Annotated in this window: 13 protein-coding genes; 7 read left to right on the top strand and 6 right to left on the bottom strand. The window is 67.5% G+C overall.

Going from position 1 to position 13,744, the window contains the following annotated elements; genetic code table 11:
* The first annotated feature begins 214 nt into the window (after positions 1 to 214).
* The 5 genes from ACKI2N_RS33300 to ACKI2N_RS33280 all read left to right on the top strand — a co-directional run bounded on the left by ACKI2N_RS33300 (position 215) and on the right by ACKI2N_RS33280 (position 5,081).
* Positions 215 to 874, top strand: a complete 660-nt coding sequence (locus ACKI2N_RS33300) for an O-methyltransferase (RefSeq protein WP_420997277.1) — start codon at positions 215 to 217, stop codon at positions 872 to 874.
* A gap of 258 nt (positions 875 to 1,132) precedes the next feature.
* Positions 1,133 to 1,819: a heavy metal response regulator transcription factor gene (locus ACKI2N_RS33295; RefSeq protein ID WP_420997278.1), complete on the top strand. Its 687-nt coding sequence runs from the start codon at positions 1,133 to 1,135 to the stop codon at positions 1,817 to 1,819.
* Positions 1,816 to 3,261: a heavy metal sensor histidine kinase gene (locus ACKI2N_RS33290; protein WP_420997280.1), complete on the top strand. Its 1,446-nt coding sequence runs from the start codon at positions 1,816 to 1,818 to the stop codon at positions 3,259 to 3,261. The genes ACKI2N_RS33295 and ACKI2N_RS33290 overlap by 4 nt, the downstream gene beginning before the upstream one ends.
* A 37-nt stretch (positions 3,262 to 3,298) precedes the next feature.
* Entirely contained in the window at positions 3,299 to 4,234 is a 936-nt protein-coding gene (locus tag ACKI2N_RS33285; protein WP_420997282.1) for a sterol desaturase family protein, read from the top strand.
* A gap of 40 nt (positions 4,235 to 4,274) precedes the next feature.
* Positions 4,275 to 5,081: a YqcI/YcgG family protein gene (locus tag ACKI2N_RS33280; protein ID WP_420997283.1), complete on the top strand. Its 807-nt coding sequence runs from the start codon at positions 4,275 to 4,277 to the stop codon at positions 5,079 to 5,081.
* Positions 5,082 to 5,179: 98 nt separating this feature from the next.
* Here ACKI2N_RS33280 and ACKI2N_RS33275 read toward each other — a convergent pair whose 3' ends face one another.
* From ACKI2N_RS33275 to ACKI2N_RS33265, 3 genes are read right to left on the bottom strand one after another with little or no spacing between them, the layout of a single operon-like run.
* Entirely contained in the window at positions 5,180 to 7,411 is a 2,232-nt protein-coding gene (locus tag ACKI2N_RS33275) for a xanthine dehydrogenase family protein molybdopterin-binding subunit (RefSeq protein ID WP_420997284.1), read from the bottom strand.
* 49 nt (positions 7,412 to 7,460) lie between these two features.
* Entirely contained in the window at positions 7,461 to 8,444 is a 984-nt protein-coding gene (locus ACKI2N_RS33270; protein WP_420997285.1) for an FAD binding domain-containing protein, read from the bottom strand.
* Entirely contained in the window at positions 8,444 to 9,112 is a 669-nt protein-coding gene (locus ACKI2N_RS33265; RefSeq protein WP_420997286.1) for a (2Fe-2S)-binding protein, read from the bottom strand. The genes ACKI2N_RS33270 and ACKI2N_RS33265 overlap by 1 nt, the downstream gene beginning before the upstream one ends.
* 578 nt (positions 9,113 to 9,690) lie before the next feature.
* Here ACKI2N_RS33265 and ACKI2N_RS33260 point away from each other — a divergent pair.
* Together ACKI2N_RS33260 and ACKI2N_RS33255 are read left to right on the top strand one after the other, a co-directional pair.
* Positions 9,691 to 10,803 carry a catalase family peroxidase gene (locus ACKI2N_RS33260; RefSeq protein ID WP_420997287.1) on the top strand — a complete coding sequence of 371 codons (1,113 nt, stop codon included), beginning with the start codon at positions 9,691 to 9,693 and terminating at the stop codon, positions 10,801 to 10,803.
* Positions 10,800 to 11,345, top strand: a complete 546-nt coding sequence (locus tag ACKI2N_RS33255) for a cytochrome b (RefSeq protein WP_420997289.1) — start codon at positions 10,800 to 10,802, stop codon at positions 11,343 to 11,345. The genes ACKI2N_RS33260 and ACKI2N_RS33255 overlap by 4 nt, the downstream gene beginning before the upstream one ends.
* Positions 11,346 to 11,389: 44 nt before the next feature.
* Here the strand turns inward: ACKI2N_RS33255 and ACKI2N_RS33250 are convergent, their stop codons facing one another.
* Genes ACKI2N_RS33250 through ACKI2N_RS33240 form a run of 3 tightly spaced genes read right to left on the bottom strand, consistent with a single transcriptional unit; the run spans position 11,390 to position 13,693 of the window.
* On the bottom strand, positions 11,390 to 11,830 hold the full coding sequence (locus ACKI2N_RS33250) for a hypothetical protein (protein WP_420997290.1): 441 nt from the start codon (positions 11,828 to 11,830) through the stop codon (positions 11,390 to 11,392).
* A gap of 56 nt (positions 11,831 to 11,886) precedes the next feature.
* Positions 11,887 to 12,537: an ANTAR domain-containing response regulator gene (locus ACKI2N_RS33245; protein ID WP_420997291.1), complete on the bottom strand. Its 651-nt coding sequence runs from the start codon at positions 12,535 to 12,537 to the stop codon at positions 11,887 to 11,889.
* A gap of 1 nt (position 12,538) precedes the next feature.
* The gene (locus tag ACKI2N_RS33240; RefSeq protein ID WP_420997292.1) at positions 12,539 to 13,693 is read right to left on the bottom strand and encodes a transporter substrate-binding domain-containing protein; all 1,155 of its coding nucleotides are present in this window, start codon (positions 13,691 to 13,693) and stop codon (positions 12,539 to 12,541) included.
* Positions 13,694 to 13,744 lie beyond the last annotated feature (51 nt).

Here is a 13,744-nt window from a genome sequence, read left to right as displayed (position 1 = left end):
CTCCGTGGGCTCGATTGGATCCGCTCGACTTCAGTGTTTCCAAGGGAGTCCCGGCAGTTTTCGGCTCGGCGCGGGAAGGGGAAAACGCGAACCCGAATGCGAATTTCTAACGCGAGGAATTCGTCATATTATTTCATCAACGTGAGGGATTAATCGCATTCTGGCACCTCACTGCAAGACCCCGCCTCTCACCAACCTTGGACCGGACGACTCCATGACCTCAACACTGACCGATGCACCGCTGGCGCCCTTGCTGGATCGCCTGTTCGAGCAAGCCGACCGCGCCGCCAGCCCGGCAATGGCCGGCATGCCGCGCGAGGAACGCGAACGCCTGATGCGCAGCAAGACCGAATACCTCGACTTCTATCGCCGCGCCAGGGACTTGTGGCTGCCGGTTTCGCGCGAGACCGGCGTGCTGCTGTATCAACTGGCACGCAGCACGAATGCGCGCAACATCGTCGAGTTCGGCACCTCGTTCGGACTCTCGACCCTGTACCTGGCGGCCGCGCTGCGCGACAACGGTGGTGGTCACCTGATCGGCAGCGAGTTCGAGCCGTCGAAGGTCGCCAAAGCTCGCCAGCATCTTGTCGAGGGCGGAGTGGACGACCTGGTCGAAATCCGCGAAGGCGACGCCCTGAACACGCTGGCATCCGGCCTTTCCGAGTCGATCGACCTGCTCCTGCTCGATGGTGCCAAGTCGATCTATTGCGAAGTTCTCGATCTGGTCGAGAGCCGCCTGCGGCCCGGCGCGCTGATCGTTGCCGACAACGCCGACTACAGCCCGGAATACCTGGCGCGTGTGCGCTCCCCGGCAAACGGCTACCTGTCCGTGCCGTTCGGCGAGGACGTGGAACTGTCGATCCGGCTGGGCTGAATCGACATTTAGACAGGAGTGCCCTTAAAGGCAATCGCCGAAGTGCGTCGCAGCAAGGCGTGCAAGCTGACAAAATTGCCAGGCTGGCGACAGCATCGCGCCTGGCGCGCTGCCTATCATCGAGGCATGTGACCGTTTAGCCGCTGGCGGGCCCGGGTGCGCGCGCCACATCTTTCAAACTTCCGCCGCCGATTCCCGTCACAAGCTTGTAGGCCGCGAGTTGTAGGCCGCGAGCAGGCGCGGGAAACGGGAGCCGGCATGAAAGTCCTCATCGTCGAAGACGAACAGAAAGTCGTGAACTATCTGCGCACCGGCCTGACGGAGCAGGGCTGGGTGGTCGATCACGCCCATGACGGCAATGCCGGCGCCGATCTTGCGCTGGAGCGCGACTATGACGTCATCGTGCTCGATGTGATGCTGCCGGGCCTGGACGGGTTCGGCGTGCTGCAGGCCATCCGGCGGTGCAAGCAGACGCCGGTCATCATGCTGACCGCGCGCGAGCGCGTCGACGACCGCGTGCATGGCTTGCGCCAGGGCGCGGACGACTATCTCACCAAGCCGTTCTCGTTCATGGAGCTGGTCGAGCGCATGCGCGCGCTGATGCGGCGCAGCCGGCCGCACGATACGGCGTCGGTGTCGGTCGACGATCTCACCGTGGACCTGATCGCCCGCAAGGCTACCCGCAACGGCGTGCGGCTGGACCTGACCGCGAAGGAGTTCATGCTGCTGTCGGCGCTGGCGCAGCGCCACGGCGAGATCGTCTCGAAGACCTTGATTACCGAAGCCGTCTGGGACATGAACTTCGAGGCCAACATGAATGTGGTGGAGTCGGTCGTCAAGCGGCTGCGCGCCAAGCTGGACGGGCCGTTCGAGAACAAGCTGCTGCATACCGTGCGCGGCATGGGGTACGTGCTGGAGAGCCGCCACGAGGGCGCGCCGTCATGAACCGCTCGCTTTCGGTCCGGCTCGCGGTGTGGTTTGCCGTCGTCTCGCTGGCGGCGTATGCGCTGGTGGCGCTGGGCCTGTACCTGGCCTTGCGCGCGCAATTGACCGCCAACCTGAAGGAAACGCTGGCCACGCGGTCGGACCTCGCCGCCACCATCGTCCGCCACGTCGAGACCGCCGCCAAATGGCAGGTGGTGCGCGCGCGGCTGGCCGATGTCGCGTCGCCGAACGGCAGCGCCTTGCTTCACGTGGCCAGCGCCGACCCGCGCTTTGCCTTCGGCGATGCCATCCTCGGCGGCGACGGCTTGCCGCCCGGCGCCGGCAGCGGCTGGATCCAGCCCGCGGGCCACGCCTATCCGATGCTGTTCGCGGTGTCGCAGGTACCGGCGCTGGGCGAGCGCCCGGCGGTGGCGCTGACGGTGGCGGTCGACGGCTCCGCCGCCATCAGGACGCTGCAGCGGCTGCGCGTGACGCTGGCGGTGCTGTCGGTGGTGGTGATGCTGACCATGCTCTTGCTCAGCTTCAGCGTGGCGAGGATGGGGCTGCGTCCGCTGTTTCGCCTGTCGGAGGAAGCCGGCCGCCTCAGCACGCACGACAGGTCGAAGCGGCTCGGCACGGATGCGCTGCCGCGCGAGCTGCGCCATCTGGCCGAGGCGTTCAACGGCGCGCTCGCGCGGCTGGACCGCTCCTACGAGCGGCTCGAGTGTTTCAATGCCGACGTGGCCCATGAGTTGCGGACGCCGATCGGCATCGTCGTCGGGCAGACCGAGGTGGCGCTCACGCGCGACCGCTCGGCGGCGGAGCTGCGCTCCACCCTGCAATCGAACCTGGAGGAAATCGGCCGCCTCAAGCACATCGTCAACGACATGCTGTTCCTGTCCCGCGTGGATCGCGGCGAATACGCCACCGGCTGCGTCGAGGCCTCGCTTGGCCGGGAGACGCAGCAATTGCTGAGCTATCTCGATACCTTGTTCGAGGATGCGGGCATCGCCAGCACGGTCAGCGGCGATGCGCGCGCGGAAATCAACGTCGCGCTGTTCCAGCGGGCGCTGTCGAACCTCCTGGCGAACGCCATCGAGCACAGCAGCCCCGGCGCCACCGTTGCCATCTCGATCGCGCAAACGCCGGGCTTCGCGACGGTGGCGGTGGCCAATCCGGGCGCGGCCATCGAGGCGGAGAAGCTGGCCCGGCTGTTCGACCGCTTCGTGCGCGGCGCGCCGTCGCGGGAAACCAGCCGCGAAAACCACGGCCTCGGCCTTGCCATCGTGAAGGCGGTGGCGGAGATGCATGGCGGCAGCGTCGCCGCCCGCAGCGCCGGCGGCGTCAACACGTTTTCATTTTCCTTGCCGCTCAGGCAGTCGCCCGGCCGCCCCGCGGCAAACCGGCGCGATCCCGCAGTTCCCGCCATGTTTGCGCGCCGCCGGGCGCCGCCGCTGGCTTGACCGCCGCCCGCGGCGCACCGGCGCGAGGAGTTTCACCATGATCAGTCTCACCGCCTTGATGGCCGGCTCGACCGGCGCCGGCGCGATGGCGCCGCTGCTCGATGCGGTCGGGTGGCGGCAATGGGGACCGTACGCCAGGCCGTGGGCCGTGTTTGCCGGTTTCGGCATGTTCCAGGTCTTTCTCAGCTATCTCGTCTGCACGCCGCTGGAGACGCTGCGGCCGCTCGTGCGCTGGCAGCAGCGCCAGCCGATGGCCGCCGATATCACCTACACCTTCGTGGTGCGTCTCGTCATCTTCCCGCTGGTCGCGTTCTTCGAGTACGACGCGGCGAGAGGCCTGCTGGACGGATTCTTCAGCGCGCACGGCATCGCGGACTGGTCGGCACTCGGCTGGCTTTCGGCCGCCACCGGTGCGCCGGTGCTCGGCTTCGTCGCAGGGCTGGTCGTGCTGGATTTCTCGGACTACTGGCGGCATCGCCTGTCCCACCGGTTCGCGTGGTGGTACGGCATCCACTCGCTGCACCACGCCGAACTGCAGATGACGTTCTGGTCGGACGACCGCTCGCACGTGCTGGAAGACGTCATCACCTATGCGTGGCTGATCGCCGTGGCGCTGGCGCTGGGCATGCCATCGCATCAGTTTCCGTTCGTGATACTCGCTTTCCGGCTGGTCGGCAGCGTGGCGCATGCCAATACGCGCTTCGGCTATGGCTGGCTCGGCGAGCGGCTGCTGATCTCGCCGCAGTTCCACCGCGCCCATCACTGCCCCGAGATCGCGGGTTTCCGGAGCTGCAATTTCGGCACGGTCTTTCCGGTGTGGGACATGCTGTTCGGCACCGCCGATTTTTCTCACCGCGCGGTCCACACCGGCGATCCGGGCGCGGATTCGCTGCTTGCCTCGGGCAACTGGTGGCAACAGCAGGCCAGCGGCTTCAGGCGCATGGTGAAGCTCGCGCGACGGCACCGCGCCTGACGCTCCCGGCCACCCCGATGTGCTGGAAATGGAGTCCTGCATGGATGCATCGAAACCCGATCCCGGTCCCGATCCCGGCCACGTCCCATCCAGCCCGGACCCCGGCGCGCCGCCGCAGGCGGCCGTGCCCGCCGAATGGACGCGCCGCATCCTCGCCGGCGCGACGCTGGGTCTCGCCGTGCCGCCGGCGTGGCTGGCGCGCGCTTATGAACGTTACCGGGCCACGCTGGAGGCAGCCGATTATCCCTGCTTCTTCGGGCAAGCCGCGGAGCGCAACCGGGAAATGTTCTATGCGTTCTGCGCGCGCTCGCCGGACCTGCTGCTCGACAGCATGCGGCAGTTCATCGCGCTGGGAGGGGACGAGAAATACCGGCGCTTCAGCCTGGCCGTGTTCGTCGAGCCCGACGCCGAGCTGCTCGCGCACGAGGACTATGTGCGCCGCTTCTGGGACCTGCTCCGATACCTGAACGAGCATGACGGCACGCCGATGGTGCCGGCCGATCCCGACGATCCGTTCTGGGAGTTCTCGTTCGGCGGGCGCCAGATGTTCGTCGTCGGCACCAGCCCGACCTACCGGCAGCGGCGCAGCCGCGTGCTCGCCGACGGCATGGTCCTGCTGTTCCAGCCGCGCGGGCTGTTCGTCGACCCGGCCACGCAGCAGCCGATCAGCGCCGCGGTCAGGCGCCGCATACACGCCCGCATGCTTGCCTATGACGGCATGCCCGTGCACCCGGACATCGGCTTCTATGGCGACCCCGACAACCGCGAATGGAAACAGTACGTGCTGCCCGACGACAACGCGCCGGAAACCGGGCGTTGCCCCTTCCGGGCGAAACCACGGCGATAGCAGCCCCGGCATTCCCCTTTGGCCCGCATCAGGTCTTGGCGTCAAGCGGCTCCGGCTACGCAGGATATGCAGGATATGCAGGATACGCAGGCCAGCGCCTACGCGGCCGTCCTGCCCGGAGCGTCCATCAGCTTCTCCATCGTGATGGGCAACTCGCGTATGCGCTTGCCGGTGGCGTGATGGACGGCATTGGCGACGGCCGCGGCGAAACCCGTGATGCCGATCTCCCCGATGCCGCGCGCGCCGAACTCGTTGAACTCCAGATCCGGGTGGTCGAGCAGGATCACGTCGATCTGCGGCTGGTCCGCATGTACCGGCATCACATACTCGGCGCAGTTGTTGTTGCCCGGCATGCCGTTGCGCTCGTCGTACTCCGTGGCCTCGAACAGGGCCATGCCCACGCCCATCACGATGGCGCCTTCCACCTGGTTGCGCGCGGTCAGCGGATTGATGACGCGGCCCACGTCGATGGCGCTGACCACGCGCGCCACGCGCAGGTGGGAAATGTCGGGGGTCCAGCGGACTTCGACGAAATGTGCGCCGAAGGACATGAACGACAGCTTGTCCGTCGGCGCGCCGCCGGTCCGGGCATGTCCTTCGGCACTGGCGAAGCGCTGCGCATTCAGTATGGCCGCGTAGTCCACCGAGCGCTTGCCGTCGGTCAGGCGGCCGTTCTGCATGGAGAGCGTTTCGGGCCTGGCGCCGGCGAATGCCGCGCCGTCTTGCGTGGCGAACGTGCGCAACTGCGCAATGGCGGTGCGCGTGGCCTCGGCAATGGCCGGCAGGACGCTCGCCGTGGCCCACGATCCGCCCGACACCGGCGCGGCCGGAAACGACGAGTCGCCCAGCTTCACTTCGATCCTGTCGAGCGGCAGGCCGGTCAGGTCGCCGACGGTCTGGGCGGCGATCGTATAGGTGCCGGTGCCGATGTCCTGGATGGCGCAGATCACGGCAGCGGTGCCGTCGCTCCTGAGTTGTACCCGGGCCTCCGCCGGCGTGCGCCAGGCATCCCAGTTGCATACCGCCACGCCGTAGCCGGCAATCTCGTCGCCCACCACCATCGAGCCGACCCGGGGGTCGCGCCTGGCCCAGCCGAACTTCTGGCTTCCTTGCTCGATGGCTTCGCGCAGGTGATTGCTGGACCAGGGCAGGTTCATGCTTTCGTCGCGCGCGGAGATATTGGCGAGCCGGAACTGCACGGGATCGGCGCGGCAGGCCAGCGCGAGCTCGTCGACGGCGGACTCCAGCGCGAACAGGCCGGGCGCCGCGCCCGGCGCGCGCATCGAGGTCGGCGCGCCGCGGTGCACCTCGATGGTGTGGTGGCTCACCAGCACATTCGGGCACGAATACAGGCTCGCGGTCATGCCGCCGCAGTTTTCCACGTACTGGTCGATGAAGGACGTGGTGTTGATCGACTCGTGGCGTATCGACGTGATCTTGCCGTCCGCGCCCGCGGACAGGCGGATCCGCTGCTTCGTTTCCGGCCGCTGCCCGGTGGTGGTGAACATCTGCGCGCGCGGCACGACCAGCTTCACCGGCCGCCCGGTCATCTTCGCTGCCGCGCAGGCCGCCACCGAATGCGGCCACAGGAACAGCTTGCAGCCGAAGCCCGAGCCGATGAAGGGCGCCTCCACGGTGACGCGCTCGGGCGTGAGCCCGAATATCTGCGCCAGCGTATTGCGATGCACGACGACGCCCTGGGACGCCTCGTACAGATGCAGGTCGCCGTCTTCCCACCACGCGACCGAGGCGTGCATCTCCATCGGGGTGTGGGTCTCGACGGGCGTGTGGTACACGGCATCGACCTTGGCCGCGGCGGCGTCGAACGCGGGCGCGGGCGTGCCGCGCGCGTGGCCGCGGCCGCCATCGCGCAGGCTCCCCGCCGCGAGTCCCTGGTCGAGATTGGCCACCGCCTTGCCGGCGGCGTACGTGACCTTGACCCGGTAGGCGGCTTCGCGCGCATGCTCGAACGTATCCGCGACGACCAGCGCCACGAACTGCCCGGCGTAGTGCACGTCGGCGTCCTCGAACGGCAGGCGGTGCTCGTCGGTGATGGCCGCCGTCAGGATGGTGGCCGGCGAGATCGGACTCTTCGGCGCACGGTACAGGTGCAGGAAGCGGTCGTGATGGAGGATATCGACCACCCCGGGTACGCGCCGCGCCTGGGCGGTGTCGATGCCGGTCACGCGGCCGCTGGCGATGGTGCTGAACACCCCGTAGGCGTGCAACATGCCGGGCAGATTCCGGTCCGCGGCATAGAGCGCGGCGCCGGTGACCTTGAGTTTCCCATCGATGCGGCGCGCCGGTGCGCCGATGGCATTCTTGTTCACGCGGGGCTCCCGTGTCGGATGTGAAACTGAGGATATGGAGATGCCGGGATCAGGCCACCAGCCGCGACAGATTGCGCGCCACGGCTTGCTGGCCGAGCAGGATCTTGAAGCCGTTCTGGCCGTACGATTGCGCGCCCGCCATCGAGGCCGCCGCCGCGTCGCGGATCAGCGCCGCCGAGAGCGGCTTGCCGCGCAGCATCGCCTCCGCATCCCGCGCGCGCCATGGCTTGGTGCTCACGCCGCCGAGTGCGATGCGGATGTCGCGGATATCGTTGCCGTCCCGCGCCACGATGACCGCGCTCGAGGCCAGCGCGAACTGATAGGAACCGCGGTCGCGCAGCTTCAGATACGCGGAGCGGCTGCCCGGCATCGGCGCATCGAGCGTGATGTGGGTGATCATCTCGTCCGTCGCCAGCGCATGCTCTTTCCAGGGCGTGTCGCCTGGCAGCAGATGGAAATCGGCGAACGGAATGTCGCGCACTCCCCTGGCGCCCTGCGCATGGATGGTGGCGCCGATCGCAATCATCGCCACGCACATGTCGGAGGGATGCGCCGCGATGCAGTCCTTGCTGCCGCCCAGCACGGCGTGCACGTTCCGGTTGAGCCCGTCGATCGCCGCGCAGCCCGAACCCGGCACGCGCTTGTTGCACGGGGAAATGCCGTCGCGGAAGTAGCCGCAGCGCACGCGCTGCATCACGTTGCCGGCGGTCGTGGCCTTGTTGCGCAGTTGGGTGCTGGCGCCCGAAAGCAGTGCCTGCGACAACGCCGGGTAGTGCTGCTGGATGTGCGCGTGCCGGGCCAGGTCGGTGTTGCTGACCATCGCGCCGATCCGCACGCGCCCGTCGCTCTGCACGTCGATCTGGTCGAGCTTGAGCTTGTGTATGTCGACCAGGTGCGCCGGCTGCATGACGTCGAGCTTCATCAGGTCCAGCAGCGTCGTGCCGCCGGCCAGGAATACCGTGTCCGGGCTGCGCGCATGCAGCGCGATGGCCTGCCCCACATCGGCGGCGCGCGAGAATTCGAAGGTACGCATCAGAGAGTCCTCGTCTTGCCGCGGGCGTCCTGGATCGCCGCCACGATGTTCTTGTAGGCGCCGCAGCGGCAGATGTTCCCGCTCATGGCTTCCCGCACCGCGGCTTCGTCGGGCGCAATCCGCTTGTCCTGGAGGATGCCGACCGCGCTCATCACCTGGCCGGCGGTGCAATAGCCGCACTGGTAGGCGTCGTGGTCCCAGAAGGCCTGCTGGACCGGATGCAGATTGCCCGCGCGCGACAGTCCTTCGATGGTGGTGATCTCGTCGCCGTCGTGCATCACCGCGAGCGACAGGCATGCATTGACCGCGACGCCGTTGACATGCAGCGTGCAGGCGCCGCACTGGCCATGGTCGCAGCCCTTCTTGGTGCCGGTCAGGTGCAACTGGTCGCGCAGCATGTCGAGCAGGATGGCGTTGGATGCCACCGTGACCTTGTAGACCGTGCCGTTGACCTTGAGCGTGACCGGATAGCCGCCGCCGGACTGCGTCGGCGCCGAGGCGGTTTCCGCGGCGGACGCGGCGGGTGCCCACATGCTGCCCGCGGCGCCCATCGATGCGCCGGCGCTGACGGATTGGAGGAAGCGCCGCCGCGACATGCCGGCGGCATGTCCGCAACCTTCGCCGCCGAAGCCGGCGCAGGCGATGTCCTGCTTCGCTGGATCTTCCATGGTGTTCCTTTTCCTGAGGGCGCGCGACGGGCGTTTCCGTGGGCAACCGGCGGCAGCGGGCTTGTCGATCCGTCCGCACATTGCGGGTCTGAATGTATGGACATGCCGCGATAGTGAAGCAGCACTTCGGCATCGCCATCGGGAAACCGGGGGTTGTTTGTGCATTTACTGTATTCGCGGCATTCACTTTTTCAAGCCCTTTCTGGCACCCCGCGGCGCAAAGGCGCCGCGCACGGTTTCTTGCGGCATCGAGCCCCGAAAACAGGTTGGGGCGTCCAGCCCCCGGTTTGCGGCATGGACCGCACCGGCGTTTCCGCTGCGGCGGCACGCAAGGTCGATGTGTTCACGGGCGGTGCGCGCAATAGCGCGCAGGCGCAGGGCGGCCACGCATGTGCGCTTTCCTGCGCTGCTGCGGCCTGTGCCGCCTGTCGTGTATTCTCTGCCCACAGTGCGTTTCCGAAATCTCCGGTCGACGCTGAAATACGCTGCCATGGCGATTCGCGAGAATCCCGTCACAGGCCGCGCGACAAACCGACCCTCGGTCCTGAAAATACTGCCCTGCATCGAAGGAGTAGTTCATGGCGGACAACGTTGGAAGTTCTTCTGGCCAGCCACCGAAACTGAGCGCCGCCGCGGCGGCGGTGCGGTATGGCCTCATCGGGGCGGCGGCGCTCTGCCTGGCGGGGGCCTTCGCTTATGCCGGAGGCTGGTTCTCGCCGCAACGGCTCACGCAGAAGCAGATCATCGCGGGCTTCGACGCGACGAACGGCAAGCACGTGGGTTTTCGCCGCAATCACGCCAAAGGCCTGTGCGCCACGGGGTGGTTCGACAGCAACGGGTCGGCGACGCCGCTTTCGAAGGCGGCCCTGCTGGCACCCGGGCGGGTTCCCGTGGTCGGGCGCATCGCGTTCGCGGGCGGCATCCCGTTCGTTGCCGACGCGCCCGGCCTGATCCGCAGCCTCGCGCTGCAGTTCAGGCCCGACGGCGCGCAGGAGTGGCGCACGGCGATGATCGACCTTCCCGTCTTTCCGTTCGATACGGTGCAGTCGTTCTACGACCAGATGATCGCGGGAGTGCCGGACCCGAAGACCGGCAAGCCCGATCCCGGCAAGATGAAGGCGTTTGCCGCGTCCCATCCGGATTTCGTCGCCGCCGTCGGGATCATGGGCGCGCGCCCGATTTCCTCGGGCTTCTCGAATGACACCTACCACGGACTCGATACGTTCCTGTTCGTGAACAAGGACGGCGTGTCCACGCCGGTGCGGTGGTCCGCGGTGCCGGTCCAGCCGTTCGCGCCGGCGGCCAAGGAGAACGCCGCCGACCCGAACTACCTGTTCGACGGACTGATCGCCGAGGTGGCGCAGCATCCCGTGCAATGGAAAATGGTGGCGACCATCGGCCAGCCGGGCGACCCGGAGCGGCCCGACAAGGTATGGCCCGCCGACCGCCGGCAGATCGACATGGGTACCGTGACGCTCGACAAGGTGATCAGCGAGGACGACGGCCCCTGCACCGACATCAATTTCGATCCCACCGTCTTGCCCGCCGGCATCACCACGTCCGGCGACGCGATTCCGAGTGCCCGCTCCGCGGCCTATTCGCGCTCCTTCACGCTGCGCGAAAACGAGCGCGGCGAGAAGCCGTCCAGCGCGGTGACGCAGCGGGAAGTCAACGCAGGAGGAAAACAATGAGCGCCGCCACCCATGGCTTTTCCGTGCCGTCACGGCTTCTCCACTGGCTGATGGCGCTGCTCATCCTGGCCATGCTGTTCATCGGCGTGGGGATGGTCGCCACCGTCTCGTCCCGCTACGAACTGCTGGTGTCGATCCACAAGCCGCTTGGCGTGGCCATTCTCGTGCTGGCCGCCATACGGCTGGTGAACCGCATGATCAACCCGCCGCCGCCGCTGCCGGCCACGCTGCCGCCGGTCCAGCGCCTGGCCGCGGGCGCCTCGCACGTGCTGCTGTATGTCCTGATGTTCGCGATGCCGCTGATCGGATGGGGCATGCTGTCGGCGGCCGGGTACCCCATCGTCTTGTACGGGCAGGCGCAACTGCCGTCCATCCTGCCGCACAACGCCTATCTGTATGCGGCGCTCAGGCAGGCGCATACGGTATGCGCGTTCCTGCTGTTCGCCCTCGTCGTGCTGCACTTCGCCGCGGCGCTGTACCACGGCCTCATCCGGCGGGACGGCGTGCTGCAAGCCATGACTTCGGGCAGGCCCGGGCGATAGGCTGCGGGGTCCGGCGCTCCGGCGCCGCCCGCAGCCGCGCTGCGCTACTGGCAGTTGCGCACGATCTCGTCCCGGAGCAGGCGGTAGATCCGGGAGCCATAGGCGTGATGCCGGTTGTCGACGCCGAACCGGGCCCGGTGCCTTACCTGGAAGGCATCGTGCCACGGGCTGCCGGCGAACACCCAGCCGTCGAGGCCGGTGTTCGCGAACTGGTCGTGGGTGATGTCGATGACCAGTCCGTTCGCCGTCAGCCACGCATGCGACTGCATGAAGCCGAGGCCGGGGTGGCCGAAGGCGGAGACATGGTCGCTGCGCACGCCATAGGCGTCGAACAGCAGGCTGCCAAGGAGCTGGCATGCGACGCCGCACGAGCCATGCGGAAAGCGCGACATGGCATGGCCGCGGTCCTCGGCGCTGGCGCTCCGGATGACTTTCCGGCAGGCGCTGGCCAGTGCTTTCAGTTCGGTAAGGCTGATTCCGTTCAATTCCTGCCCTGATGTGGTGCGTCGGCTATCCGCGGGGCCGGGAACGGACCATCCGCTCAACCGGTGTCGTTGCTATCGGCGGATCTGGCGCCGCGCTTTAGCTGGAGCACCTCGCCGGCCTGGATCACGGAGCGGCAGATGTCGTCGATGGTCACGCGCTTGGCCATGGCCTGGGCGCGCAGCATGTCGTAGGCCTCGCTCTCGCTGAGCTGGTGCATGAGCATCAGGATGGTCTTTGCCTCGCTCAGCTGCCGGCTGTCGAGCAGCTTGTGCTCCAGGCTGGCGATGCGTTGCGTGTACTGCCGGACCTGCCTGGCGTGCTGCAACGCCATGACCACCGCCGACAGCAGGCCGGAGGCCCGTATCGGCGTGGTGATGATGCCGTCGGCGCCCATCTTGATGGCCTGGTCGATGAAGGTGGGGTTCTCGAAGGCCACCACCGTGATCAGCGGCGGCGCGTCGGGGCCGAGCCATTCGTCCTTGGGCGCGCGCTCTTCCGGGCGCAGCGCGCGGAACACCAGGTCCGCCTTGTCCGGCAGCGCGTCGGACGGCGGCCAGATGGCTTCCACCAGGAAGCCGATGCGCCGCAGGTGGCTGGTCAGCGTCTGGCCGTCGTCGTCCTCCGGATGGAACACCACCACGCGCAGGTTGCGGTTCAGGATCGAACCGGTCAGGCTGCGTTGTCCGTTGTCGCCGCGAGAGGCCATGTCAGTACTCCCGCGTGCTGAGCTTGGTGACCCAGTCGCCGAGCGTCTGCCGGGTCATGTACGGGTCGGGCGGCACCGCGAACTTGGATTCCCGCAGGATGGTGAACTGGCCGTCGGCATTGGCGCGCCCGACGCGCGGGTAGAGCGCCATGTGGTGGTTGACCGGATCGATCCGCACGCGTCCCTGCGGCGCCGGGTATTCCGCGCCGAGCAGGTGCGGCATGATGGCGCCGATTTCGTCGGAGCCGGCCAGCGCGAACGCCTGCGCGAACATATGCATCTGGTAGTACGCCGACTCCCAGTTCATGTCCACCGGCTGCTGCGGCCCGAAGCGGGCCTGGTGGCGGCGCAGCGCGGCATGGTTCTCGGGGCTGTCGATGCTCTGGAAGTAGGGCGCGGCGGTGAAATGCCCGGCCGCCACGCCAGGCTCCATGGCGAGGATCTCGGTCTCGGACGTGTTGAGGCTGCCGATCGGCATCCGGGCCGGGTCGAAGCCCGCCGCCGCGCAGGCCTCGTACAGGTACGGCACGGTCCTGCCGATCACCGTGCAGAAGATCCAGTCCGGCGCCTTCCTGCCGATGTCGGCGACCACCTCGGCGAACTGGTCGCGGCGCGCTTCGAGGTCGAGATAGCGCTCGCCCAGTATCGCGCCCTCCGGGTGCTGCAGCAGCAGCTCCTGCATGGTGCGGTTGCATTCGTACGGATAGACGTAGCGCGAGCCGACCATGTATACGCGCGCGCCGAACGTCTGCGTCATGAAGTCGGCCAGCTGCACGCCGTTCTGGTTCGGCGACGCGCCGCTGTAGATGATGTTGTCGGAATACTCGAAGCCTTCGTATTGCTGCGAGTAGACCAGCAGGCGGTTGTATTTCTCCACCACCGGCAGCATCGCCTTGCGGCTGGTGGAGGTATAGCCGCCGAAGATGACGTTGACGCCGTCCTTCAGGATCAGCCGCTCCGCCAGCTCGCGGAAGGCGGCCGGGCTGGAGCCCGGGTCGTAGTGGATGGCGACGAGTTCGCGGCCGCCGATGCCGCCGCGCTCGTTGATTTCCTCGAGGGCCAGGACGGCGCCGCGCCACTGGGACATTTCCAGCAGCGCGGTGGTGCCCGTCTGGGAACAGAGGAGGCCGACCTTGATGGGATCAGATGAAGCCATGTCGATGCGCGCTCGGCGTGAGAATTGGATGGTGGGGCGAAATGCGCTGCC

The organism is Cupriavidus sp. 30B13 (genome assembly GCF_049059565.2).
GTDB lineage: Bacteria > Pseudomonadota > Gammaproteobacteria > Burkholderiales > Burkholderiaceae > Cupriavidus.
This window is presented reverse-complemented; position numbering and strand designations above follow the sequence as displayed.

Excerpts from the sequence above, each read along its gene's own strand:
- ACKI2N_RS33300 (WP_420997277.1), top strand. The coding sequence starts at position 215 with ATGACCTCAACACTGACCGATGCACCGCTGGCGCCCTTGCTGGATCGC.
- ACKI2N_RS33285 (WP_420997282.1), top strand. The coding sequence starts at position 3,299 with ATGATCAGTCTCACCGCCTTGATGGCCGGCTCGACCGGCGCCGGCGCG.
- ACKI2N_RS33260 (WP_420997287.1), top strand. The coding sequence starts at position 9,691 with ATGGCGGACAACGTTGGAAGTTCTTCTGGCCAGCCACCGAAACTGAGC.
- ACKI2N_RS33255 (WP_420997289.1), top strand. The coding sequence starts at position 10,800 with ATGAGCGCCGCCACCCATGGCTTTTCCGTGCCGTCACGGCTTCTCCAC.
- ACKI2N_RS33270 (WP_420997285.1), bottom strand. The coding sequence starts at position 8,444 with ATGCGTACCTTCGAATTCTCGCGCGCCGCCGATGTGGGGCAGGCCATC.
- ACKI2N_RS33245 (WP_420997291.1), bottom strand. The coding sequence starts at position 12,537 with ATGGCCTCTCGCGGCGACAACGGACAACGCAGCCTGACCGGTTCGATC.
- ACKI2N_RS33265 (WP_420997286.1), bottom strand. The coding sequence starts at position 9,112 with ATGGAAGATCCAGCGAAGCAGGACATCGCCTGCGCCGGCTTCGGCGGC.
- ACKI2N_RS33290 (WP_420997280.1), top strand. The coding sequence starts at position 1,816 with ATGAACCGCTCGCTTTCGGTCCGGCTCGCGGTGTGGTTTGCCGTCGTC.
- ACKI2N_RS33295 (WP_420997278.1), top strand. The coding sequence starts at position 1,133 with ATGAAAGTCCTCATCGTCGAAGACGAACAGAAAGTCGTGAACTATCTG.
- ACKI2N_RS33240 (WP_420997292.1), bottom strand. The coding sequence starts at position 13,693 with ATGGCTTCATCTGATCCCATCAAGGTCGGCCTCCTCTGTTCCCAGACG.
- ACKI2N_RS33280 (WP_420997283.1), top strand. The coding sequence starts at position 4,275 with ATGGATGCATCGAAACCCGATCCCGGTCCCGATCCCGGCCACGTCCCA.